Here is a 21269-nt window from a genome sequence, read left to right as displayed (position 1 = left end):
GCCCGGTCCCATTCCGAACCCGGAAGCTAAGCCTGATAGCGCCGATGGTACTGCAACCGAAGGGTTGTGGGAGAGTAGGACACCGCCGAACTTACTTGGAAGAGGGCCTGGGCCCGGTTGAGACGCAAGTCTCCCGACCCGGGCCCTTTTTCATGTCCAGTGACGGCCCGGATCACGCGAGTTCCGTCCCCAGTCACGCGAGTCACGTCCCCAGTCACGCGACTGACGGCTCGAATCACGCGAGTGCCGGCCGCGGGAGCGCCACCGCCGGCCCGGCCGGCGAGTGATGCCCCTCCAATCACACGCGATGCCCCCGGAGACACACGTGATGCCTCTCGGCGCACGCGAGCCGACCTTCCAGGTACGCGAACCGACCCTCTGGGTATGCCGGCCGACTGGTCAGGTACGCGTCGACCGCTCGAGCGAACCTCGCCGGCGTGCTCAGGCACGGGACTCGCGTGATCGAAGCCGGATCTCGCGTGATTGAACACGGATCTCGCGTGATTGGAGGCGGAACTCGCGTGATTGCGGGGGCATCGGGTGTGACTGGAGTGGCATCACTCGTGATGGGGAGGGCATCACGAGTGGTTGGAGGGGCGACTCGCGTAGCTGGGCCGTCGGCTCGCGTACCTGGAGGGGCGGACATAGAGAAGGGGGGCCGGGAGCGGAGCTCCCGGCCCCCCTGGGGCAAAGGCAGAGTGGGTTACTTCAGGGCTGAGCCGGCCTGCCAGTCGGCCCAGGACTTGGACCAGTCGCCGTACAGGTCCCACACCGGGAGCTGCGGGCCCCCGGAGTTCGTCACCTCGACGACGTCACCCAGGCCCATGTTCTGGAAGAACCACTGGGCGTTCGCGCCGTTCAGGTTGATGCAGCCGTGCGACACGTTCGAACTTCCCTGCTGTCCCACGCTGTTCGGGTTCTCGTGGACGAACTCGCCGTCGTTGGAGATCCGCTCCGAGAACTTCTCGTTCGAGCGGTACGCCTTCGGGTCCGGCGGGCAGACGCCGTACGTGCACGAGTCCATCGTGTAGTTCGCCTGCTTGTCCGAAATGATGTGCGCGCCCAGGTGGGTCGGCGTCGCGTCCTTGCCCATCGAGATCGGCATGGACTTCACCATGGCGCCGTTGTGGAAGATCTGCATCTGCTCGGTGTTCCCGTCCGCCTTCGCGATCCAGGAATCGTGCACCTTGTACGTCTCCGTGCGGTCCTCCGCGCCGAAGACGCCGTTGCCGAAGTCGACGCCGTAGATCTTGGCCGACACCTTGAGCGTCGTGCCGGCCTTCCAGTACTCCTTCGGCCGGTAGTGGACGTTCGAGTCGTCGATCCAGTACCAGCTGCCCTCCTGCTTCGGCGTCGACTCCACCGTCAGGGCCTTCTCCACCGCCGCCTTGTTCTTCACGGCGATCTTCCCGAAGCTGAACACGATCGGCTGCCCGACGCCGACGCCCGTGCTCGCCACCGCGGACGGCGCCGGAATCAGGTTGGCGTTCGCCTGCTTCTTCGGCGCGAGCGTGCTGATCTGGTTGTCCTGCTCGACCGGCTTCCCGTCGGCGCCCTGGGCGTGCGCGACGATCTTGTACGTCGCCCCGTAGCCGAGCGGCTCGGTCGACGTCCAGCTGGCTCCGTCGGCCGCGAGCTTGCCGCCGACCTTGGTCCCCTTCGCGGTGTTGGTCACCGTGACGTCGAGGAGCTTCCCGTTGGCGGCCTTGACGACGACGGGTGTCGCCGGGCTCACCCCCGTGCCGCCCGCGGGCTCGAACGACACCGCGACCGGGGTCGCGGCGGCCGACGCGGAACCGGATACGGGCGCCCCACCGCCGGGTGAGCCGCCGTCGTCACCGGACGAGCAGGCGGAAACCAGCAGTGCTCCGGCGAGGATTCCGGCCACCGAAAGTAAAATCTTCTTGGGGGGCATATTGTCTCTTTTTGGGGAATTGGGGTCGGCGGGCATTCGTCATCAAAACTACGCGATAGCGATGACGTTCTTCCGGGCGGATCGGTGCATCGGCGTGACGCGGATCACGTGACAACGAGGCCCGGAGCCCCGTAAAGTCCCGGCCCGCTCACCGAGATCCCGTCGAGGAACTCCCGCGCGGCCGAGTACGCCTCTTCCGCCAGTGCTTCGGTGTGCCCGAAATCGAGCGGGTTCACACGTACCGGCGCCGGCCCGGGCAGGTACACCACCGGCACCTGCGCGGCCGCCACCGGCGCTTCCAGCACAGCCTGGTTCCGCATGGAGATCATCGCGGTGAACATCATCACCTCGGCGAACGTCCGCGGCGCTTCCGGCAGTTTCCCCGGGAACGCGCAGTCGAGCACCACCAACGACTTCGCGCCCATCGCCAGCGCTTGGCGCATCGGCACGTTCGCGACGAGCCCGCCGTCGTAGAGCAGCCGCCCCTCGTACTCGACCGGCGGAAAGATCCCGGGGATCGCGCAGCTGGCCAGCAACGGCGCAAGGAGCGGCCCGGAGCGGATCAGCAGCGGCTCGGCGGTGTCGACCTGCGTGGTGACGACGCCGAGCGGCAGCGCCAGATCCTCGAAGCGGGTTTCGGCGCCGACGTGGTCGGCGATGATCGTCGTCAGGCCGCTGTTGGGGAACAGGTGCGTCTTGCTCTGCGTCAACGTCCGGACGCGGCTCAGCACGCCGCCGGGGAACGCCTCGGCACGCGTCATGTGCGCCCAGATCCCGTGCAGGCGCGCCAAAGCGTCGTCGCCGGGCAGAGCCAGGACCGCCGCGTTGAGCGAGCCGACCGACGTGCCCGCCACCAGGTCCGGCGCGAGACCGGCCTCGGTGAGCGCGCGCAGCATGCCGACCTGCATGGCGCCGAGGCTGCCGCCCCCGCCGAAGACGAACCCGATCGGCCGGGGAAGATCCGCGAGACTCATACCGCCGAATGTAGTAAGCCCGACTTTCGCAGGTCGTGCCGCCCGGGAAGACGGCGTTAGCCTGCTGGGCGTGGCCGAGCTGGAGCTGCGGCATCTCAGGGCCGTCCGCGCCGTCGCGGACGGCGGCAGCGTGAGCCGTGCGGCCACCGTCCTCGGCGTCAGCCAGCCCGCGCTCACCGCACAGCTCAAGCGGATCGAGCGGATCCTCGGCGGCGACCTGTTCGTCCGCGGCCCCAGTGGCGTGCGCCCGACCGAGCTCGGCCGGTTCGTGCTCGCCCGCGCCGACGCGCTGCTGTCCGACATGCAGGCCCTCGTCGCCTCCGCCCGCCGGCACGGCGAAGACGGGCCGGAAACCCTGCGGATCGGGTACGTGCCGCTGCTCATCATCGGCCGGTTCATCGAGGAGCTGGGGGAGCTGGACGTCGATGTCCAGACCTACGCCGAACCGGCGTCGCTGACCCTGCTCAAGCTGCTCTCGACCGGCCGCGTCGACGTCGCGCTGCTCGAACGGTTCGACGGTACGGAGGCGCACCACTTCGCCGGCCTGACCGTCCGGACGCTCGCCACCGAGCCGATCTTCGCCGGGATCGCCGAGGGGCATCCGGCGATCCGCGACGGCGTCGTCGACCTCGCCGACCTGGCCGGCTGCGACTGGATCCTCCCGCCACCGCACGAAAACTGCGTGCGCGTCCGGTTCCTGCAGGCCTGCACGGCCGCCGGGTTCAGCCCGCGCGTGCGGCACTTCACGTCGGAGGCGGGCACCGCGGGGACGCTCATCGCGCAGGGCGCGGTCTGCCTCGCGCAGGCGGCATCGGCGCCGCCGCCGGGCCTCGTCGCGGTGCCGCTCGCGGGCGACCCCCTGTGGACGACGCTGCTGTTCGCGACCCGCGAGGACGACGCCCGCTCGCCGACGACCGACCGGGTGTTCCGGTGCGCGGAGGTCGCATATACCGCGTCACGGCAACGGAATCCGCATTTCGCGCGGTGGTGCCGCGAGTATTCGGAAAGCGCGTCTGCGCGCTAGGCGGCATAACGCCGGTGTTATCCCCGCTGGGATTACTGCCCGGCGCGGCAACGGGAGAAGCTCACGAAGTCCCCACCTATTGCCGACAAGGAGCAACGAATGCACTTCAGACGAGCAATGGCGCTCGGCGCGCTGTGCGTGGCCCTCACCGGCCTGCTCTCCCCGCCCGCGAGCGCGACCACCGAGGCGACCACGCTGTCGATCAGCCAGCTGGTCCAGGAACAGAACCAGTGGTGCTGGGCCGCGAGCGGCCTGACGATCGCCCGGTTCCTCGGCTACGGAACGAACGTCAGCCAGAACACCTTCTGCGACTACTCGCGCGGCTACCCGGCCGGTTCGCAGTGTCCCAACCAGGCCGGCGAGCTGACGTACGTCCAGCGCGGGTACCAGGCGCTCGGCCTGCGGCCCGGCACGGTGACCGGAGCGCTCAGCCTGGCTTCAGTGCAGACCGAGATCGGTGCGCGGCGCCCGGTCGAGACCGGCATCTACTGGACCGCCGGCGGCGGGCACGCCCAGGTGATCTACGGCTACGACGCGAGCGGGCTCGTCTACTACGGCGATCCGTGGCCGAGCAGCCAGCGTTACAGCGCGATGGCGCACTCGAGCTACACCCGCAACGGGCAGTTCCAGTGGGCGCAGTCCCTCTACCGGATCGGGGCGTGAGTATGAATCTCTTCCGTGGACTCGCTGTCCTGGTCGCGGGTGCGGCCCTGGTGCTCGGTTTCGGTGGGACGGCTTCGGCTTCCCAGCCTTCGCCCGGTGAAGTCGCCGCCGCGGTCAAGTCGGCGGACGCGCAGCTTTCGGCGTTCTTCGGCCAGCTCGACCGGCGGGCCGGTGTCGCGCGCTCGGACGTGGCGCAGGCGCCCGCAGTGGACGGTTCGCCTCAGCCGGTGTATTCGCTGGACCCGGCTTTCGTCGCCGGGAAGCCGGGGGCCGCGCCTGCGTCGTTCGCGTTCTACGCGGTGCGCGCTTCCGCTTCGACCGGGCGGCAGGCCACTGTGTGGGTGACGCCCGAAGCGGGCGGCTGGGCCGCGACCAACTTCACGACCGGCACCGAGGAACTGACGTACCCGGCGCAGGCTGGTAGTGACCTCGTGTTCACCGAACCGCAGGTCAACGCGTGGTACCGGGTGCGAGACGGCCGGGTGCTGGCGCTCAACGACCCGGCTCGTCAGCGGGTCGGCGAGGGTGTCACGGTGGCGGCTTATCAGCAGCTGGTGCACCGGTTGTACGGCGACAAGCTGGCTGGTTCGGCTTACCGGGCGCAGGGCAAGCTCGGCGGGTACGACCTCGCCGCGCCGGCACTCGCTCCGGCTCCGGCTCAGGCTCAGACTTTGGCGCCGGGTATCGGGTTCTGGCCGTTCGTCGCCGGTGGGGCGCTGCTGGCGCTCGGCTTGGTCGGCTGGGCCACCGGCAAGGCGGTGCGCGCCCGCCGCTGACGCCGGGAGGGTGCGGCCTGGGTTCGCCCGGGTCGCACCCTCGTGGGGTCGCGGGTCCGGCTGGTCGCTGTGGTTGCGAGCGCACCGAATGTGGCGTTGGGTGCGTGGGGCGCACCCAATGTGGCGTTGGGTGCGTGGGGCGCACCCGATGTGGCGTTGGTGCGTGAGCGGCACCCGATGTGGTCTTGGGTACGCGGGACGCACCCAATGTGGCCTTCGGTGCGTTCAACGCACCCAAGGGGCCCTTCGGTGCGTGAGACGCAACCAAGGCCGCCTTGGGGCGCGCCGGCGCGGGGCCGGGTCACTGTGAACGTCTCGAATGACTCATTCGGGACGTGGGAGGCCGCGAATGAGTCATTCGCGACGCGTCCTGGGTCGGAGCGGTCAGGAGACTCGCTCGGACTCGCGCTCCGGCGTCGCGAGGGCTTTGCGCTTCTTCAAGCGCAGCAAGAAGAACACCCCTACCGCCGCGAGCACGCCGACCACGATCAGTCCGCCCGTGTTCAGAACGCCCTCGATCCGCTTCGCTGCCTCGCCCAGAGCCGCGCCGATGCTGATGTGGACCAGGGACCAGCAGAACGCGCCCGCGGCGGCAGCGGGCAAGAAGCGGCGGAACGGCAGTCCGGACGTCCCCGCGGCTGCCGGGGTCAGCGTGCGGATCACCGGCAGGAAGCGGGCGAAGAACACCGCCCACGCACCTCGGCGCTCCAGGACCGTGGTTGCCTTGTCCCACGCGTCGAGGCCGTACTTGCGGATCAGTTTCGTCTCGCGCAGCCGGGGACCGAACCGGCGGCCGATCAGGTAGCCGAGCGCGTCGCCCGCCGTCGCGCAGAGCGTCACCACCAGCCACAGGACCAGGAAGCGGGCGACCGTGGTGGCCGTCGTCGCGGCGATGAGCAGCCCGGACTCGCCGGGAGCCACGAAACCCAGCCCGATCGTGCACTCGGCGAAGACCAGCCCGCCGGTCGCGGCGACGAGCCCCGGTTCCGGGAGTCCTTGCAACCAGCTGAGGAGGTCCGAAACCAGGGCCATGCCACCCACTTTACCGATCCTTTAAGGATGGTGGGGTGACGTGGGTCACCGAGCCAGTAGTGACGCGGCTTCCTGCGCGGCGGGGCCCGCGACGGCCAGGTGCGCCAGGTTCTCCGGCAACTCCTCGCCGCGGTGGGCCTTCGTCTGGGCGTACAGGCGTCCGGCGCGGTACGACGACCGCACCAGCGGCCCCGCCATCACACCCGCGAAACCCATCGCCTCCGCAGCCTGAGAATGCTCGACGAACTCCTCGGGCTTCACCCACCGATCCACCGGGTGGTGCCGCGGCGACGGACGCAGGTACTGCGTGATCGTCAGGATCTCGCAGCCCGCGTCGACCAAGTCCTGCATCGCCGGAGCTACCTCGTCGGGGGTCTCACCCATGCCGAGGATGAGGTTGGACTTCGTCACCAGGCCCGCTTCACGCGCGGCGGTGATGACTTCCAGCGAACGCGCGTAGCGGAAACCGGGACGGATCCGCTTGAAGATCCGCGGCACCGTCTCCACGTTGTGCGCCAACACCTCAGGCCGCGAACCGAACACCTCGGCCAGCTGCGCGGGGTCGGCGTTGAAGTCCGGGATCAACAGCTCGACACCCGTGCCAGGGTTCAAAGCGTGAATCTGCCGAACGGTCTCCGCGTACAACCACGCGCCACCATCGGGAAGGTCATCCCGGGCTACGCCGGTGATGGTCGAGTACCGCAGACCCATCGCCTGGACCGACTCCGCGACCTTCCGCGGCTCCGTCCGGTCCAGCTCAGCCGGCTTGCCGGTGTCGATCTGACAGAAGTCACACCGACGCGTGCACTGGTCCCCACCAATGAGGAACGTGGCTTCCCGGTCTTCCCAGCATTCGTAGATGTTGGGACAACCCGCCTCTTCGCAGACGGTGTGCAGACCTTCGCGACGCACGAGACCCTTGAGTTCGGTGAACTCCGGCCCCATCCGCACCCGCGTCTTGATCCACGGCGGCTTCTTCTCGATCGGCGTCTCACTGTTGCGGACTTCCAGACGCAGCAGCTTCCGGCCTTCAGGCGCAGCACTCACAGCCTCAACCGTACGCCCGTCCTGACTACGCGGGGTCGGGGGTGATGCCCGTCAACTTCGCCGTCAGGTCCCACAACGCGGACCCCAGCGGCTCGAGGCGCGCGGTGGCGAGCGTGGGCACCTGGACGGGGTAGCCGCGTAGGTTTCCGAGGCCGCGCGGAGCGAAGTATTCGCCCCCGGAGACGCCGTCGGCCGTCGCCGCGTAGAGCTGGGGGAGGGCGCCGATCCGCGGGCCCTGGGCGAAGAGGATCTCGCCGAGACGGTGGCCGCCGGCGAGCACCGAGCGGATCACCGGATTGCTGTACGAGCGCGCCATGCCGCTGCCGAGCCCGGTCGCGGTGTACCCGGGGTGGGCGGCGACGCTCAGGATTTCCGAGCCCGCCGCGCGCAGCCGGCGGTCCAGTTCGAGCGCGAACACCTGGTCGGCCAGCTTCGACTGGCCGTACGCGGCCGCGGCGTTGTAGCGGCGGTGCTCGGCGTTCGGGTCGTCGAGGTGGATGCGGGCGCCGGCGGCGGCGAGGCTCGACAACGTGACGACGCGGGCGTGCCGTCCGCCGCGCAGGGCGGGCATCAGCAGCCAGGTCAGCGCCGCGTGGCCGAGGTAGTTCGTGCCGAACTGCAGCTCGAAGCCGTCGGCCGTGCGGCCGCGGGCGGTCGCCATGACGCCGGCGTTGTTGACCAGGATGTCCAGCGCGTCGCCGGTCAGCTCGCGGGCCGACGCGGCGGCCGCGCGCACCGAGGCGAGCTCGCTCAGGTCCAGTGGGATGAGCTCGGGCTCGGCGCCCGCGGCGGCCGCTTTGACGATGTCCAGTGCCTTCGCCCCGCGTTCGGGCGAGCGGCAGGCGAGGAACACGCGGGCCCCCTTGCCCGCGAGCACCTCGGCGGTGCGCAGCCCGAGCCCCGAGTTCGCTCCGGTGACCAGCACGGTCCGGCCGGTCTGATCGGCGATGTCGGCGTCGGTCCAGCGCTCCGTCATGCGCTTACTAAACCCTGTTCACGCTGTGGGCGCGAGCAGGCGCCGCAGGTGTCCCATGACGGGACGGCGGCGAGCGGGTTCCTCACGGCTCGTGCGCAGCAACGCCTCGAGCGCGTGACCCACCTTGACGATCTCTTCGCCCGGCTCGCGCGGGTCGGCCAGCCCGGCCGTGACGGCGAGCATCCGCAGCTCGCCTTCGTGCATCCGGCGCAGCGACGCGTGCCGCTCGTACCCGCCGTCCAGCACCGCGCGCAGCGTTTCGTGCTCTTCGACGACCGTGCGCCAGGCGCGCGTGACGGCGTCGACGTGGTCGCCGAGGCCGTCGGCGTCGTCCGGGTCGGTGACCTCGGCGCGCAGCCGTCCGGTCAGCATCTGCGTCCACTTGTACTGCAGGGCCAGCAGGACGTTCTCCTCGGTGCCGAAGTGCTCTCCGGCGCCGGGGATCTCGTCGAGCGGCAGCGGCGCGCCCGGGTTGCGGGCGGCCAGGCGAACCGTGGCGTCGAGGATTTCCTGACGCCGGTAGAAGTCTGTCCAGCTCATCGTGGGGCTCCCCTTCCGTGGCCCGGGTCATACCGCGGGTCTGCGGCATACTCCCGGTACGGACCTGACGAGGCGAACATACCATGAGTATGGAGAGATCCTCCGGGCGTAAGGTTGTGAAGGTGGCGACAATGAGGTCCAGACGGCTCGACTACTCGGAGTCGACCCGCTCGGCGCTGGTCGACAGCGCGGTGGAACTGTTCACCAAACGCGGTTACGCGGGTACCTCGCTCGACGAGATCGCCAAACGCGCCCGGGTCACGAAGGGTGCGCTGTACCACCATTTCAGCGGCAAGCAGGCCCTCTTCGAAGCCGCGTTCGACCAGGTCGAAAGCCTCGTCTACGACCGCCTCGACAAGATCATGACCGGCGAAGGCTCGCCGTGGGAGCGCGCTCTCGGCGGGCTCAACGCGTTCATCCGCGCCTGCCTCGACCCGGCCTACCAGCGGATCGCCATCCACGAGGCGCCGGTCGTCATGGGCTGGGAACGCTGGCGCGAAGCCGAAGAGCGGTGCAGCTTCGGGCTGGTCCGGTCCGGCCTGCAGTCGCTGATCGACGCCGGCGAGGTCGAGCCGGTGCCGGTCGAGGTCACCGCGCGGCTGCTGTTCGGCGCGCTGTCGAGCGCGGCGACCGAGATCGCCAGCTCGCCGGACCCGAAGAAGGTCGGGGCCGAGATCGAGGACGTGATCGTCCGCATGCTGGTACGGCTGCGGCGCACGGAGCCCGACGTCTCTATAGGCTGACTTTCGTGGACTTGAGGATCTTCACCGAGCCCCAGCAAGGGGCCAGCTACGACGACCTGCTGCGCATCGCCAAGGCGACCGAAGACGCCGGCTACGACGCCTTCTTCCGCAGCGACCACTACCTGAAGATGGGCTCGGCCGACGGCCTGCCCGGCCCGACCGACGCCTGGGTCACCCTGGCCGGCCTGGCCCGGGAGACCAGCCGGATCCGGCTCGGCACGCTCGTCACCGCGGCGACGTTCCGGTACCCGGGACCGCTGGCCATCTCGGTCGCCCAGGTCGACCAGATGTCCGGCGGGCGCGTCGAGTTCGGCCTCGGCTCCGGCTGGTACGACGCCGAGCACGAGGCGTACGGCCTGACGCTGCCGCCGCTGAAGGAGCGCTTCGACCGCTACGCCGAGCAGCTCGAAATCATCACCGGGCTGTGGAAGACGCCGGTGGGCTCGACGTTCTCGTTCAAGGGCGAGTACTACACGCTCTCGGAGTCGCCGGGCCTGCCGAAGCCGGCGCAGTCCCCGGCGCCGCCGGTGATCGTCGGCGGCCAGGGCAAGAAGCGCACCCCGGCGCTGGCGGCCCGGTTCGCGGACGAGTTCAACCTGCCGTTCGTGGACGCGGACACGGCGGCCGCGCAGTTCGCCCGCGTCGACGAGGCGGCAGCCGAGATCGGCCGCGACCCCAAGGAGATCCTGCGTTCGGTGGCGCTGACCATCGCCGTCGGCCGCGACGACGCCGAGGTCGCGCGACGGGCGTCGGCGGTCGGCCGCGACGTCACGGAGCTGCGGGCGAACGGCCTGGCCGGGACGCCCGCCGAGGTCGTCGACCGGATCGGGCAGTGGCGGGAGAAGACCGGGATCACCCGGGTTTACCTGCAGCTGCTGGACCTGTCCGATGTGGACCAGATCGAGCTGATCGCGGCCGAGGTCGCACCGCAGCTGGACTGAACGCGAAACGGGCGCCTCTCGCGGGAGGCGCCCGTTTTCGTCAGTTCTGGAGCGCGAAGGTGACGCCTGGCGCTTGGGGGGCTTCCGGGCGCGGGAGCCAGCGGTCCTCGCTCACCGGCAGCTCGCCTTCGAGCGCGGCCAGGACGGCGTCGCGGGCCAGCGGGAGCACCGCTTCCACACTCACGTCGCGCTGCAGCTCGTACGACAGCGACGTCACGCCCGCGTCGCGAATTCCGCACGGCACGATCGCGTCGAACGCCGAGAGGTCCGCGTTGCAGTTCAGCTCGAAGCCGTGCATCGTCACGCCGCGCTGGACGCGGATGCCGATCGCCGCGATCTTGCGTTCGATGCCGCGCTCGTCCGCCGGAATCCACACGCCGCTGCGGCCCTCGACGCGGCCGCTGCGCACGCCCAGCTGGTCGCACACGTGAATCAGCGCCTCCTCCAGCCGCCGCACGTAGTGCACGACGTCGATCGGGTCGCCGAGCTTCACGATCGGGTAGCCGACCAGCTGACCGGGGCCGTGCCAGGTGATCTTGCCGCCGCGGTCGACGTCGATCACCGGCGTGCCGTCGGCCGGGCGGTCGGCGGGCTCCGTGCGCTTGCCCGCGGTGTACACCGACGGGTGCTGCAGCAGGAACATCGTGTCCGGCGCGGTGCCGTCGGCGCGGGCGGTGAGCCGGCTCCGCTGGAGCTCCCAGGCTTCGGTGTACTCGATGGTGCCGAGCTCCCGGACGTCGACGGGCTCGGTGGTGGCGCGGCAGGAGGTGCGGGAAGAACTCACCCGTCGAGGCTACGCCCGTCACCCGGGGGAAGCAGCCGCAAGGCGCACGCTGAGAGCAGTCCGACACCCGTCACCGCGAGCACTGCTCCGATCGTGTCGGTGACCCAGTGCACGCCCAGCACGACGCGGCAGGCCGCGCACAGCACGACGGCCACGACGACCGCCACCGAAACCCGGCGAACCAGCCGCGGCCACAGCCACGCGCACAGCAGGAGGAGGGCGAACCCCGTGCTCGCGACCGACACCACGTGCCCGCTCGGGTAGCTCAGGTCCGGGTAGTCGCGCGGGCGCTCCCGCAGGAAGAGCGGCTTGAACACCACGCTCGTCAGCCGGCACAGCACCAGCACCGCGGCCAGCCGCACACACAGCCCGAGGTGCTCGCGCCGCCGCAGCGCCAGCGCGAGCAGCGCGAAGCCGAAGACGAAGGGGAGCACCGGCCCGAGGACGTCGCTCCCGGCCTGCGCCACCCGGCCGAGCGGCTCCGCGTACACGCCGTGCAGCGCGTCCGCGACTTCGACGTCGAGGGTCAGCGGCTGCCGTGCCACGCTCAGCCCGAGCACGACGAACGCGGCGCTCAGCACGAGGCCGACGACGAGCCAGCGTTGCAGCGGAACGCTCATGCCGCGGCGAGCGCGCTGTCGAGCGTCGGGTGCCGGAAGGTGTAGCCGGAGCGCTCCAGCGCGGCCGGGACGGCCCGCTGCCCGAACAACGCCATTTCTTCGCCGGCCTGGCCGAGCACGGTCTTGAGTGCGATCCCGGGCACCCACCACGGCGCGGGGCGGTGCAGGGCCCGCCCGACCGCCCGGGTGAACTCGGCGTTGGTCACCGGGGCCGGTCCGGTGAGGTTGACCGGGCCGGACAGGTCGTCGTGCGTGAGGGCGTGGACGATGGCGCCGACCTCGTCCTCCAGGGCGATCCACGGCATGAACTGGCGGCCGTCGCCGAGCCGCCCACCGAGGCACAGCTGGAAGAGCGGACGGAGCGTGCTGTAGAGGCCGCCCTTGGCCGAAAGCACCAGCCCGGTCCGGATGTTCACGACGCGCGCGTCGCCCGCACCCGCCGTCGCCGCTTCCCAGGCTTCGCAGAGCTCGGCGAGAAAACCGCGGCCGCGTGGCCCGGATTCGTCCACAGTGGACTCATGGGTGTGGCCGTAGTAGCCGACGGCGGAAGCGTTGACGAGCACGCCGACGCCGTGTTCGGCGACGGCTTCGGCGAGCACCTCGGTCGGCTCGACCCGGCTGTCGGTGAGCTCCTGCTTGCGCATCGCGCTCCACCGCCCGGGGAACAGCGGCTTGCCGCCCAGGTTGACCACGGCGTCCACGCCTTCGAAGGCACCGTCGGAGATGGTCCCGGACGGCGGGTCCCAGCGGAATTCCCCACCCCCGCGCGCTTCCCGCCGCACCAAGCGGCGGACTTCGTGCCCGTCGCCCAGCAGGCGCTCGCCCACCGCCGACCCGATCAAGCCACTCGCTCCGGCGATCAGTACTCGCATGGTTCGATCGTCGCCCATCCGCGGCCGGTCCGCACTCCCGGCCCGGAACTGGCGAAGGCCGCCACGGGAAGTCCCGTGGCGGCCTTCGACCGGGTGACTCAGAGGCCGAGTTCGCCCTCGAAGTTGCCCTCTTCCAGGCGTTGCTTGATCGTCGTCAGGAAGCGGCCCGCGTCGGCCCCGTCCACCAGGCGGTGGTCGTAGGTCAGCGGCAGGTACGCCATGGACCGGACGGCGATCGTGTCGTTGCCGTCGGCGTCCGCGACCACGACCGGGCGCTTGACGACCGCGCCGGTGCCGAGGATGCCCGACTGCGGCTGCACGATGATCGGCGTGTCGAACAGCGCGCCGACACTGCCGATGTTCGTGATCGAGAACGTGCCACCGGACAGCTCGTCCGGCTTGATCTGGCCCGACCGCGCGCGGCCCGCCAGGTCGGCGATCCGGTGCGCGAGACCGGCCAGGCTCAGCTCGCCGGCGTCGTGGATCACGACCGAGAGCAGCCCGCGCTCGGTGTCCACCGCGATGCCCAGGTGCACGGCGCCGTGGTAGGTGATCTCCTTCGTGTCCTCGTTGTAGGACGCGTTGACGTTCGGGTGCTGCTTGAGCGCCTCGACCGTGGCCTTCGCGAAGAACGGCAGGAACGTCAGGTTGACGCCCTCGCGCTCCTTGAAGGCCGCCTTCGCCCGCTGGCGGAGCTTGGCGATCTTGGTGACGTCGACCTCCTGGACCTGCGTGAGCTGCGCGGCGATCTGCAGCGACTCGCGGGTCTTGGTGGCCGTGATCTGGCGGATCCGGCTGGCCTTCTGCACCGTGCCGCGCAGCGCGGCGAGTTCGGCCGACACCGGGGCCGCCGGACGCGCGGCCGGCGCCGACGGGGCGGCAGCGGCTGCCGGAGCGGCAGCGGCGGGAGCCGGGGCGGCCGGCTTCTGCTTCTCCTCGGCCGCGGCCAGGACGTCCTGCTTGCGGATCCGGCCGCCGACGCCGCTGCCGGTCAGCGACGTGAGGTCGATGCCGTGCTCGGACGCCAGCTTGCGGACCAGCGGCGTGACGTACGGGCCGTCCGCCGAGCTCTCCTTCGCCGCGGCCGGTTCGGCCTTGGGTTCCGGCTTGGGCTCGGGCTTCGGTTCCGGCTTGGGCTCGGGCTTGGCCTCCTGGACCGGCTCCGGCTTGGGTTCCGGCTTCGGCTCGGGCTTCGGCTCCGGCTTCGGTTCGGGCTTGGCCTCGGCCTTCGGCGCCGCACCGGCGTCCCCGATCACGGCCAGGACGCCGCCGACCTCGACGGTCTCGTCCTCGCCCGCGCGGATCTCCAGCACCGTGCCGGCGACCGGCGACGGCACCTCGGTGTCGACCTTGTCGGTGGAGATCTCGAGCAGCGGCTCGTCGACCTCGACCGAGTCGCCGACCTGCTTCAGCCAGCGCGTGACGGTGCCCTCGGTGACGCTTTCGCCCAGCTCGGGCAGCTTCACCTCGGTGCCTTCGCCGCCGGGGGCCGGCGCGGTGTCCGGCTTGCTCGGCGCGCTGTCCTGAGCCTGCGGCTCCGGCTGGGACTCCGGCTCGGGCTCGGGCTCCGGCTCGGACTTCTGCTCTTCCTGCGCCGGGGCGGAAGACTCGGGCGCGCCGCCGGAACCGTCGTCGATGACGGCGAGCTCGGCGCCGACCTCGACGGTCTCGTCCTCGGCGGCGCTGATCTTCACGACCGTGCCCGCCACCGGGGACGGAACCTCGGTGTCGACCTTGTCGGTCGAGATCTCGAGCAACGGCTCGTCGACCTCGACGGTGTCGCCCTCCTGCTTAAGCCACCGGGTGACGGTGCCTTCGGTGACGCTCTCCCCGAGCTCCGGCAATGTGACGGAGTAGGCCATCGTTCGCTGACTCCTCTTCCAAGTTCTGCGTGGTCTGGATTCTGCTGGTGGGACGTCAGCTGTGCACGTGCAGCGGCTTCCCCGCGAGGGCGAGGAACGCTTCACCGAGGGCCTCGGTCTGGGTGGGGTGGGCGTGGATGAGCGGTGCGACGTCTTCGGGGAAAGCTTCCCAGCTGTAGATCAGCTGCGCTTCGCCGATCAGCTCGCCGACGCGGTCGCCGACCATGTGGACCCCGACGACCGGGCCGTCCGGGGCCTTGACCAGCTTGACCCCGCCGGAGGTCTTGAGGATCTGGCTCTTGCCGTTGCCGCCGAGGTCGTAGGTGAACGTCGTGACGTCGGAGCCGTACTTGTCCTTCGCCTGCGACTCGGTCAGCCCGACCGACGCGACCTCCGGGTGGGAGTAGGTGACCCGCGGGATGCCGCTTTCGTCGATCACGCGCGGGCTCTGCCCGGCGATCTCCTCGGCGACGAAGATGCCCTGCTGGAAGCCGCGGTGGGCGAGCTGCAGGCCGGGGACGATGTCGCCGACGGCGTAGACGTTCGGCAGGTTGGTGCGCAGCCGCTCGTCGGTGATGACGAAGCCGCGCTCGATCTTGACGCCGGCCTCCTCGTAGCCGTGGCCCGCCGAGTTCGGCCCGCGGCCGACGGCGACCAGCAGCAGGTCGGCCTCGATGGTCTCGCCGGATTCCAGCGAGACGCTCACGCCGTTGTCGTCCTGCTTCGCGCCGGTGAACCGCACGCCGGTCTTGAAGGCGATCTTGCGGCGGCGGAAAGCGCGCTCGAGCTGCTTGGACGCGAACTCGTCCTCGTTCGGGACGAGCCGCGGCAGCGCTTCCACGATGGTGACGTCGACGCCGAAGGAGGCCCAGACGCTGGCGAACTCGACGCCGATCACGCCGCCGCCGAGGACGACGACCTTCTTGGGGACGTAGTCGAGGGCGAGGGCCTGCTCGCTGGCGATGACGCGGCCGCCCAGCTCCAGGCCGGGCAGCGTGCGCGAGTACGAACCGGTGGCGAGGATGACGTTCTTGCCGGTGTGGCGGGTGCCGTCCACCTCGACGGTCGTGCCGCCGACGAACGTGCCGCTGCCCTCGACGAGGTTGACCTTGTGCGCCTTGGCCAGGCCCTGCAGGCCCTTGTACAGCCGGGCGACGATCCCGTCCTTGTACTTGTTGACCCCGGCGATGTCGATGCCTTCGAAGACGGCCTTGACGCCCACCGATTCGGCGTCCCGGGTTTCGTCGGCGACCTCGGCGGCGTGGAGCAGGGCCTTGGTCGGGATGCAGCCCCGGTGGAGGCACGTCCCGCCCAGCTTGTCCTTCTCGATCAGGGTGACGGAAAGGCCCAGCTCGGCCGCGCGGAACGCCGCGGCGTAGCCGCCCGATCCGCCTCCCAGGATCACGAGGTCGGCGGAGGTGTCGGTCACTTGAATAGCTCCTCGGCAAGCAGTGGGGTGGTGCTCTGTCGTCGCCTGTGCCCGGTATAACCGCGCGCGCGACACTCGCCATCTTGTCACTACGCCGGGCGGGGCTGCGAGCTAGCCGGGTGTGCGACACCGACCACACGCGGACTTCGGGATAATGAGTGGGGAAAGTCTCGGGAGGGAAGGTGGTCGCGGTGGGGTTGTTCGACTCCCTGCGCAGGCGCGCCAAGGGCGGGCAGAAGGCCGGCACGCTGCGGAAAGCCGACTCGGGGGACACCCGGCACCTGGAGGAGTGGGCGGCTTCGCGCCGGGGTGTCGAGGCGTTCGTCGAGCCGAAGACGAACGTCACCGAGACCACTGTGGTGTTGATCGCCCACGACGGTGAGTGGACCCGCCGCCGGATCGGCAGCCTGGAGGCGGCCCAGCAGTTCGGCCACCGCCGGTCGATCCCGGTCTACGAGGTCGCGCGCGTCGGCTACCCCAAGCGCATGCGCGAGTACACCGAGCGCAAGAAGCGCGGCCAGGTCTAGAGCTCGACCCGGCCGACGACCTCGCCGTTGTGGGTCTGCCCGGTGGGGCGGAAGCCCAGCTTGAGGTAGAAGTCCTCCGGACCGCCCTCGGCCGGGATCCACAGCACCGTGACGGCCTTTTCGCCGCGCCGGCGGGCCTCTTCGAGGACCGTTTCGACGGCGAACCGGCCGAGGCCGCGGCCCTGGACGCAGGCGCCGACGTTGAGCCGCCAGATCCCGCAGCGGAAGAAGTCGAGCTCCGCGTCCGGGTCGAACCCGCCCATGACGAACGCGACCGGTTCCCCGTCGTCGAGGATCAGCCTCGGCCAGGCGATCTCCGGCTGCGTGTAGGCCTCGGCGAGCGAGACCGCGACCGGTGCGACGAAGGCCTTCTGGTGCGGCTGGACCGCCAGCTGGCACGCGGCGGCGACGTTGGCGGGGGTGATCTTCTCCACGGTGAGGGTGGTCACCCGGACCAAGCTAGCCTGCCTGGGCGAGCAGGGTGGCGTGCTTGACCAGCGCCGCGCGGAACGACGGGTGGACCGTCGTGCCCAGCACCGGGTCGACCTCCACCACGTGCGACGCCGAGAGCAGCAGCACCGCCGGTTCGGCCAGCACGACCACGCCGTTCTCGGCCCGCAGGTCCGCCGTCCCGAGCAGGCGCGGGAAGACCACGTCCGCGGGCAGGCCGTCGCAGGTGCGCAGGAACTCCCGGTGGTCCTCCGGCAGCTCGATGCCGAGGCGCAGCTCCGCCGAGCGGATCGCCGTTTCCGACGCCGGGGGAGGGAGCGGGCTCCGGCCGCGCAGGAGCGGTCCCGCTCCGCCGTGACCACGCAGGCGCATGATCTCCGCGACCAGCTCCGGCCACGTGCCCGGGTCAGGCGGACAACGCTCGTGCAGGGCCGCGACCAGCGCGCCGGCGCACGCCTCGGCCCAGTCGCGCAGACCGAGCGGATCGGCCCCGGCGACCAGTGCGGGAGCCAGGGCGCGGGTCGCGGCGAGCGCCGCGACATCGGGGTGCGGTCCGGTCAGCGAGGCCCACAACGCGAGGTCACCGTCGGCGAGGGCCGTGCGCACCCGGTCCGGACGGGACGGCGCGACGTGCTGGACGACCTGGGCGACCGGTCCGGGCGGCAGTACCCCGTCCAGGTCGGAAACCGGACGGCGCAGGGAAGCCGTGTGCGCGCGCTCTTCGGCGTCGAGGTCGAGCGGCGCCAGGCCTTCGGCCCAGTCCGGGCGGCCGCCGCGGGCCTCGAAGAGCATCGCCCACGCGCGGGCCCGGACCGGGTCGGCGGCGAGCGCGGTCACCGGCCGTTCCGTGCGGGCCAGCCACTGGCCGACCAGCCGGTCGGACTCGTCGAGGGCGCCGGTGACCGCGAGCAGCAGGGCGGCGTACCCGACCTGGTCGTCGAGGCGAACCTCCGGCGCGGTCAGGACGTCCCGGACCGCCGCCTCGAGGTACTCACCGGGGTCCACTCCCGAACCCTAGCCGAGCGCTTGCTTCGCCCCCGGGTGCAGCGGGACCGGGTCGGTCTGAGGGGCCAGCTGCTTCGTGATCTCCTTCGCCGCCGGGTGGATCTTCGCCAGCTCCGCCTGCTTGTCGAAGAGCAGCTTGGTGATCGCGCACGCGTTGTTCGCCGGGAAGTCCTCGCGCACCAGCAGCAGGTTGGGCACCACGACCGTCGGCACGTCCGACGGCTGCCCGTACGTCGCCGCCGGGATGACGGCCTGGTCGTAGACGTCGTTGACCTGCTTGAGCTTCGGCAGCAGCGGCGTGATGTCGAGGAACTTCACCTTGTCCTTCAACGCCGTCGTGATGTCGGTGATCTGCGCGGTCGGCAGCCCGCCGGACCAGACGAGCCCGTCGAGCGTGCCGGACTTCATGCCGTCCGCGGTTTTGGCCAGGTCGAGCCGTTGCGCCTGGACGTCGGTGTCCGGCTTGAGGCCCGCGGCCTGCAGGAGGCGGTTCGCGATCACCTCGGTGCCGGACTTCGGCGAGCCCGTCGAGATCCGCTTGCCCTTCATGTCCGCGACGGAGTTGATACCGGAATCGGTGCGCACCAGGACCTGCGTCGAGTTCGGGTAGATCCGGGACAGCGCCTGGATCTTCTGCGGCTTGCCGGCGAAGGAGCCCTTGCCCCGCACGGCGTCCGCCGCGGTGTCCGCCAGCGAGAACGCGACGTCGTAGTTGCCGGCGACCAGCTGCTGGATGTTCTGCACCGAAGCGCCGGTCTCGGCGGCCGTCGCGCGGAGCTTGGTGTTGTTGCTGATCAGCTGGGCCAGCCCGCCGCCCAGCACGTAGTAGACGCCGCCGCTGTTGCCGGTGGCGATGGTGATCCGGCCTTCGCCGGCTTCGCAGGACTGCGTCCCGCCGGCGGCGGGTGAGTCGGTCTGCTGTTTGCCGCCGCAGCCCGTGACGGCCAGAGCGAGTACCGCGGCAGCGGCCAGTGCGCGTTTCATGCTGTCCTCCTCTTGATCACGACGTGGGTGAGCACGGCGGCGACGCCGAACGCGGTCCCGACCGCGATCGGCACCGGCTCCAGGTAGAGCAGGCACAGGGCGGCGGGGACGAACAGCAGCCGCACGGGCAGGCTGACCGGCCCGAACAGCCAGCCGCCGGTCACCACCGCGAGCGCGGCGACGGCCACCGCGGACACCGCCGCCACCCACAGCACGGTGAGCACGTCGGACTGCAGCAGCAGCGCGGCGCCGTTGTCGGTGAGCACGAAGGCGATCGGCACCAGGAACGCGGGAAGCGTGTACTTCCAGCACTGCCACATGGTGCCGAGCACCGACCCGCCGGTGATCGCCGCGGAAGCGACGGCGGCGAGCGCGGTCGGCGGCGTCACTTCCGAAAGCACGGCGTAGTAGAAGATGAACATCGCGCGCTCGGCGTCGGCGACCCCCAGCGTCTCCAGGGCCGGGCCGATCACCACCCACGCGATGATGAAGCTGGCGGTGACCGGCACCGCGAGCCCGAGCACGCCGACGGCGATCGCCGAGAGCAGCACGGTCAGGATCAGGATCACCGTGCCGTTGTCGGTGAGCGCGCCGGCCAGCTCCACCAGCGCGTCGGCGAGTTCGAGGCCGAGGCCGGTCTTGGTGATGGTCGAGGTGATCACGCCGGCGGCCGCGCACACCGCGATCACCGGCAGCGCCCCACGGACGCCCGCCGAGAGCGCGTCGACCATGTCGGTCGCCCAGCCCCGGATGTCGTGGCGGCGGGCGATCAGCGCGAAGAGCGCGGCGACGCCGGTGGCGTAGACGACCGCGGCGAACGGCGGGATGTCCAGGGCCAGGAACACGACGATGATCGCCAGCGACAGGAAGTGGTAGCCGCCGGTGCGCAGCAGCTTCCAGGGATCGCCGTGCGGGACGTCGACGGGCTCGGCCTCGAAGCGCCGCGCGTCGGCCTCCATCGCGAAGACGATGCCGAGGTAGTAGAGCAGCGTCGGGACGGTCGCCCAGATCAGCACGGTCAGGTACGACGTCTGCAGGTACTCGGCGATGATGAACGCCGCGGCACCCAGCGTCGGCGGCGAGAGGATCGCGCCGATGCCGGACGCGGCGAGCAGCCCGCCCGCGTTTTCCTTGGGGTAACCGGCTTTCTTGAGGATCGGCCAGGTGATCGAGCCGAGGCTGACCGCCGTCGCGGTGCCCGAACCCGAGACCGTGCCGAGCAGGAAGCCCGACAGGACGGTGGTCCGGCCCGGCGCCGTCCGGGACCGCCGGAAGGCGGCGAACGAGATGTCCACGAAGAACCGGCCGGCGCCGGAGGCGTTGAGCACGGCGCCGTAGAGGGTGAACAGCACGATGTAGCTGGCGGCGACGTCGAGCGGGGTGCCGTAGAAGCCGCTCGCGTCGTTGTAGAGCGCGTTGACGATCTGGCTGAAGTCGATCCCGGCGTGGGCGATGCCCCAGTTCTGCGGGAGGTAGCCGCCGTAGTAGGCGTAGGCGAGGAAGAGCAGGCAGACGATCGGCAGCACCAGCCCGGTGGTGCGGCGGGTCGCTTCGAGGATCAGCACGAGCAGCAGCGCGCCGGCGACGATGTCCAGCGGGGACAGGATGCCCTGGCGGTTCAGGAAGTCGTCGTAGCCGATGAGCACCGGGTAGAGGCCGACGGCGAGGGCGGTGACGGCGAGCGCCCAGTCGGTCCAGCCGGGGTCGTCGCGGCCGCGCAGCCGCGGGCGGTAGCAGAGGAAGACCAGCGGGAGCGTCACGCCGAGGAAGAGCACCAGGTAGAACTGGTTGCCCTTGGCGAACGGGAAGAAGACCTGCTTGAGCACCAGTACGGCGACGGCGAGCGCCACGAAGTAGACAACGCGGTCGGGAATCCGGGAGAGCGTGCGAGCCGGGCGTTCTTCGTCGTGCTCGGCGGCGATCGCGGCGGTTGTGTCCTCTTCGACCGGCCCAGTGGTCACCCGGCCACCGTACGGTGTCGCGGATCACACCGAAAGCGGCAATTCGATCACCGGCCCCGAGCGCCCCAATGTGGCCTTCGGTGCGTCAGACGCACCCAAGGCGGCCTTCGGTGCGTGAGACGCAACCAAGGCCGCCTTGGGGCG

At 70.6% G+C, this 21269-nt stretch carries 21 protein-coding genes and 1 rRNA gene; 7 read left to right on the top strand and 15 right to left on the bottom strand.

Features of this window, described 5'->3' with window-relative positions; all coding sequences use genetic code 11:
- A 5S ribosomal RNA gene (gene rrf / locus AB0M59_RS42500) occupies positions 1–91 on the top strand; the annotation flags it as partial.
- 612 nt (positions 92–703) lie between these two features.
- Here the strand turns inward: rrf and AB0M59_RS42495 are convergent.
- Together AB0M59_RS42495 and AB0M59_RS42490 are read right to left on the bottom strand one after the other, a co-directional pair.
- A complete protein-coding gene (locus tag AB0M59_RS42495) occupies positions 704–1915 on the bottom strand; it encodes an Ig-like domain-containing protein (protein WP_364627174.1) in 1212 nt (403 codons plus the stop codon).
- 104 nt (positions 1916–2019) lie between these two features.
- Positions 2020–2889, bottom strand: coding sequence for a patatin-like phospholipase family protein (locus tag AB0M59_RS42490; protein WP_364627172.1), 870 nt, complete (start codon positions 2887–2889; stop codon positions 2020–2022).
- A 70-nt stretch (positions 2890–2959) separates the two neighbouring features.
- On the opposite strand from AB0M59_RS42490, the gene AB0M59_RS42485 reads away from it, so the two are divergent.
- The 3 genes from AB0M59_RS42485 (at position 2960) to AB0M59_RS42475 (ending at position 5352) form a co-directional block, all read left to right on the top strand.
- Positions 2960–3913: a LysR family transcriptional regulator gene (locus tag AB0M59_RS42485; RefSeq protein ID WP_364627171.1), complete on the top strand. Its 954-nt coding sequence runs from the start codon at positions 2960–2962 to the stop codon at positions 3911–3913.
- 99 nt (positions 3914–4012) lie between these two features.
- Positions 4013–4576 carry a papain-like cysteine protease family protein gene (locus tag AB0M59_RS42480; protein ID WP_364627169.1) on the top strand — a complete coding sequence of 188 codons (564 nt, stop codon included), beginning with the start codon at positions 4013–4015 and terminating at the stop codon, positions 4574–4576.
- Positions 4573–5352, top strand: coding sequence for a hypothetical protein (locus AB0M59_RS42475; protein ID WP_364627167.1), 780 nt, complete (start codon positions 4573–4575; stop codon positions 5350–5352). Before AB0M59_RS42480 ends, AB0M59_RS42475 begins: the two co-directional genes overlap by 4 nt.
- Before the next feature lie 384 nt (positions 5353–5736).
- On the opposite strand, the gene AB0M59_RS42470 is transcribed toward AB0M59_RS42475, so the two are convergent.
- The 4 genes from AB0M59_RS42470 to AB0M59_RS42455 are packed head-to-tail and all read right to left on the bottom strand — an operon-like array spanning position 5737 to position 8947.
- Positions 5737–6384, bottom strand: a complete 648-nt coding sequence (locus tag AB0M59_RS42470; protein ID WP_364627166.1) for a DedA family protein — start codon at positions 6382–6384, stop codon at positions 5737–5739.
- Positions 6385–6429: 45 nt separating this feature from the next.
- Positions 6430–7431, bottom strand: coding sequence for a lipoyl synthase (gene lipA / locus AB0M59_RS42465; protein ID WP_364627164.1), 1002 nt, complete (start codon positions 7429–7431; stop codon positions 6430–6432).
- A 25-nt stretch (positions 7432–7456) separates the two neighbouring features.
- The gene (locus tag AB0M59_RS42460; protein ID WP_364627162.1) at positions 7457–8407 is read right to left on the bottom strand and encodes an oxidoreductase; all 951 of its coding nucleotides are present in this window, start codon (positions 8405–8407) and stop codon (positions 7457–7459) included.
- 18 nt (positions 8408–8425) lie between these two features.
- Positions 8426–8947, bottom strand: a complete 522-nt coding sequence (locus tag AB0M59_RS42455; protein WP_364627161.1) for a hypothetical protein — start codon at positions 8945–8947, stop codon at positions 8426–8428.
- A gap of 131 nt (positions 8948–9078) precedes the next feature.
- Between AB0M59_RS42455 and AB0M59_RS42450 the strand changes: the two genes are divergently transcribed.
- Together AB0M59_RS42450 and AB0M59_RS42445 are read left to right on the top strand one after the other, a co-directional pair.
- Positions 9079–9690 carry a TetR/AcrR family transcriptional regulator gene (locus tag AB0M59_RS42450; RefSeq protein ID WP_155541882.1) on the top strand — a complete coding sequence of 204 codons (612 nt, stop codon included), beginning with the start codon at positions 9079–9081 and terminating at the stop codon, positions 9688–9690.
- A gap of 5 nt (positions 9691–9695) precedes the next feature.
- Entirely contained in the window at positions 9696–10631 is a 936-nt protein-coding gene (locus AB0M59_RS42445; protein ID WP_364627159.1) for an LLM class F420-dependent oxidoreductase, read from the top strand.
- 40 nt (positions 10632–10671) lie between these two features.
- Here AB0M59_RS42445 and lipB read toward each other — a convergent pair whose 3' ends face one another.
- From lipB to lpdA, 5 genes are all read right to left on the bottom strand, one after another.
- Positions 10672–11415 (bottom strand): lipoyl(octanoyl) transferase LipB, encoded by a 744-nt coding sequence (lipB, locus tag AB0M59_RS42440; RefSeq protein ID WP_364627157.1) that lies wholly within the window; start codon positions 11413–11415, stop codon positions 10672–10674.
- Entirely contained in the window at positions 11412–12035 is a 624-nt protein-coding gene (locus AB0M59_RS42435; protein ID WP_364627155.1) for a phosphatase PAP2 family protein, read from the bottom strand. Before AB0M59_RS42435 ends, lipB begins: the two co-directional genes overlap by 4 nt.
- Positions 12032–12907, bottom strand: coding sequence for a TIGR01777 family oxidoreductase (locus tag AB0M59_RS42430; RefSeq protein WP_364627153.1), 876 nt, complete (start codon positions 12905–12907; stop codon positions 12032–12034). Before AB0M59_RS42430 ends, AB0M59_RS42435 begins: the two co-directional genes overlap by 4 nt.
- Positions 12908–13005: 98 nt before the next feature.
- Complete coding sequence (sucB, locus tag AB0M59_RS42425) at positions 13006–14769, bottom strand: 2-oxoglutarate dehydrogenase, E2 component, dihydrolipoamide succinyltransferase (protein ID WP_364627151.1); 1764 nt, start codon at positions 14767–14769, stop codon at positions 13006–13008.
- Between the two features lie 55 nt (positions 14770–14824).
- Positions 14825–16198 (bottom strand): dihydrolipoyl dehydrogenase, encoded by a 1374-nt coding sequence (lpdA, locus tag AB0M59_RS42420; protein ID WP_364627149.1) that lies wholly within the window; start codon positions 16196–16198, stop codon positions 14825–14827.
- Positions 16199–16380: 182 nt separating this feature from the next.
- Here lpdA and AB0M59_RS42415 point away from each other — a divergent pair, with 182 nt between their 5' ends.
- On the top strand, positions 16381–16725 hold the full coding sequence (locus tag AB0M59_RS42415; protein WP_364627190.1) for an oxidoreductase: 345 nt from the start codon (positions 16381–16383) through the stop codon (positions 16723–16725).
- Here the strand turns inward: AB0M59_RS42415 and AB0M59_RS42410 are convergent.
- The 4 genes from AB0M59_RS42410 to AB0M59_RS42395 are packed head-to-tail and all read right to left on the bottom strand — an operon-like array spanning position 16722 to position 21125.
- A complete protein-coding gene (locus tag AB0M59_RS42410) occupies positions 16722–17174 on the bottom strand; it encodes a GNAT family N-acetyltransferase (RefSeq protein WP_364627147.1) in 453 nt (150 codons plus the stop codon). The two genes, AB0M59_RS42415 and AB0M59_RS42410, sit on opposite strands and share 4 nt — an antisense overlap.
- 10 nt (positions 17175–17184) lie before the next feature.
- Positions 17185–18180 carry an SMI1/KNR4 family protein gene (locus AB0M59_RS42405; RefSeq protein WP_364627145.1) on the bottom strand — a complete coding sequence of 332 codons (996 nt, stop codon included), beginning with the start codon at positions 18178–18180 and terminating at the stop codon, positions 17185–17187.
- 9 nt (positions 18181–18189) lie between these two features.
- Positions 18190–19164 (bottom strand): TAXI family TRAP transporter solute-binding subunit, encoded by a 975-nt coding sequence (locus AB0M59_RS42400; RefSeq protein ID WP_364627143.1) that lies wholly within the window; start codon positions 19162–19164, stop codon positions 18190–18192.
- Complete coding sequence (locus AB0M59_RS42395) at positions 19161–21125, bottom strand: TRAP transporter fused permease subunit (protein ID WP_364627141.1); 1965 nt, start codon at positions 21123–21125, stop codon at positions 19161–19163. Before AB0M59_RS42395 ends, AB0M59_RS42400 begins: the two co-directional genes overlap by 4 nt.
- Positions 21126–21269: the final 144 nt, after the last annotated feature.

This window comes from Amycolatopsis sp. NPDC051371 (assembly GCF_040682155.1).
GTDB lineage: Bacteria > Actinomycetota > Actinomycetes > Mycobacteriales > Pseudonocardiaceae > Amycolatopsis.
The sequence above is the reverse complement of the archived record's forward strand: the minus strand, read 5'-3'. Positions and strand labels throughout refer to the sequence as shown.

What these genes read in the sequence shown, in the direction of transcription:
- AB0M59_RS42430 (WP_364627153.1), bottom strand. Translation starts at nt 12,907, where the DNA reads ATGCGAGTACTGATCGCCGGAGCGAGTGGCTTGATCGGGTCGGCGGTG.
- AB0M59_RS42400 (WP_364627143.1), bottom strand. Translation starts at nt 19,164, where the DNA reads ATGAAACGCGCACTGGCCGCTGCCGCGGTACTCGCTCTGGCCGTCACG.
- sucB (WP_364627151.1), bottom strand. Translation starts at nt 14,769, where the DNA reads ATGGCCTACTCCGTCACATTGCCGGAGCTCGGGGAGAGCGTCACCGAA.
- AB0M59_RS42480 (WP_364627169.1), top strand. Translation starts at nt 4,013, where the DNA reads ATGCACTTCAGACGAGCAATGGCGCTCGGCGCGCTGTGCGTGGCCCTC.
- AB0M59_RS42495 (WP_364627174.1), bottom strand. Translation starts at nt 1,915, where the DNA reads ATGCCCCCCAAGAAGATTTTACTTTCGGTGGCCGGAATCCTCGCCGGA.
- AB0M59_RS42460 (WP_364627162.1), bottom strand. Translation starts at nt 8,407, where the DNA reads ATGACGGAGCGCTGGACCGACGCCGACATCGCCGATCAGACCGGCCGG.
- AB0M59_RS42450 (WP_155541882.1), top strand. Translation starts at nt 9,079, where the DNA reads ATGAGGTCCAGACGGCTCGACTACTCGGAGTCGACCCGCTCGGCGCTG.
- AB0M59_RS42470 (WP_364627166.1), bottom strand. Translation starts at nt 6,384, where the DNA reads ATGGCCCTGGTTTCGGACCTCCTCAGCTGGTTGCAAGGACTCCCGGAA.
- AB0M59_RS42455 (WP_364627161.1), bottom strand. Translation starts at nt 8,947, where the DNA reads ATGAGCTGGACAGACTTCTACCGGCGTCAGGAAATCCTCGACGCCACG.
- AB0M59_RS42435 (WP_364627155.1), bottom strand. Translation starts at nt 12,035, where the DNA reads ATGAGCGTTCCGCTGCAACGCTGGCTCGTCGTCGGCCTCGTGCTGAGC.
- AB0M59_RS42490 (WP_364627172.1), bottom strand. Translation starts at nt 2,889, where the DNA reads ATGAGTCTCGCGGATCTTCCCCGGCCGATCGGGTTCGTCTTCGGCGGG.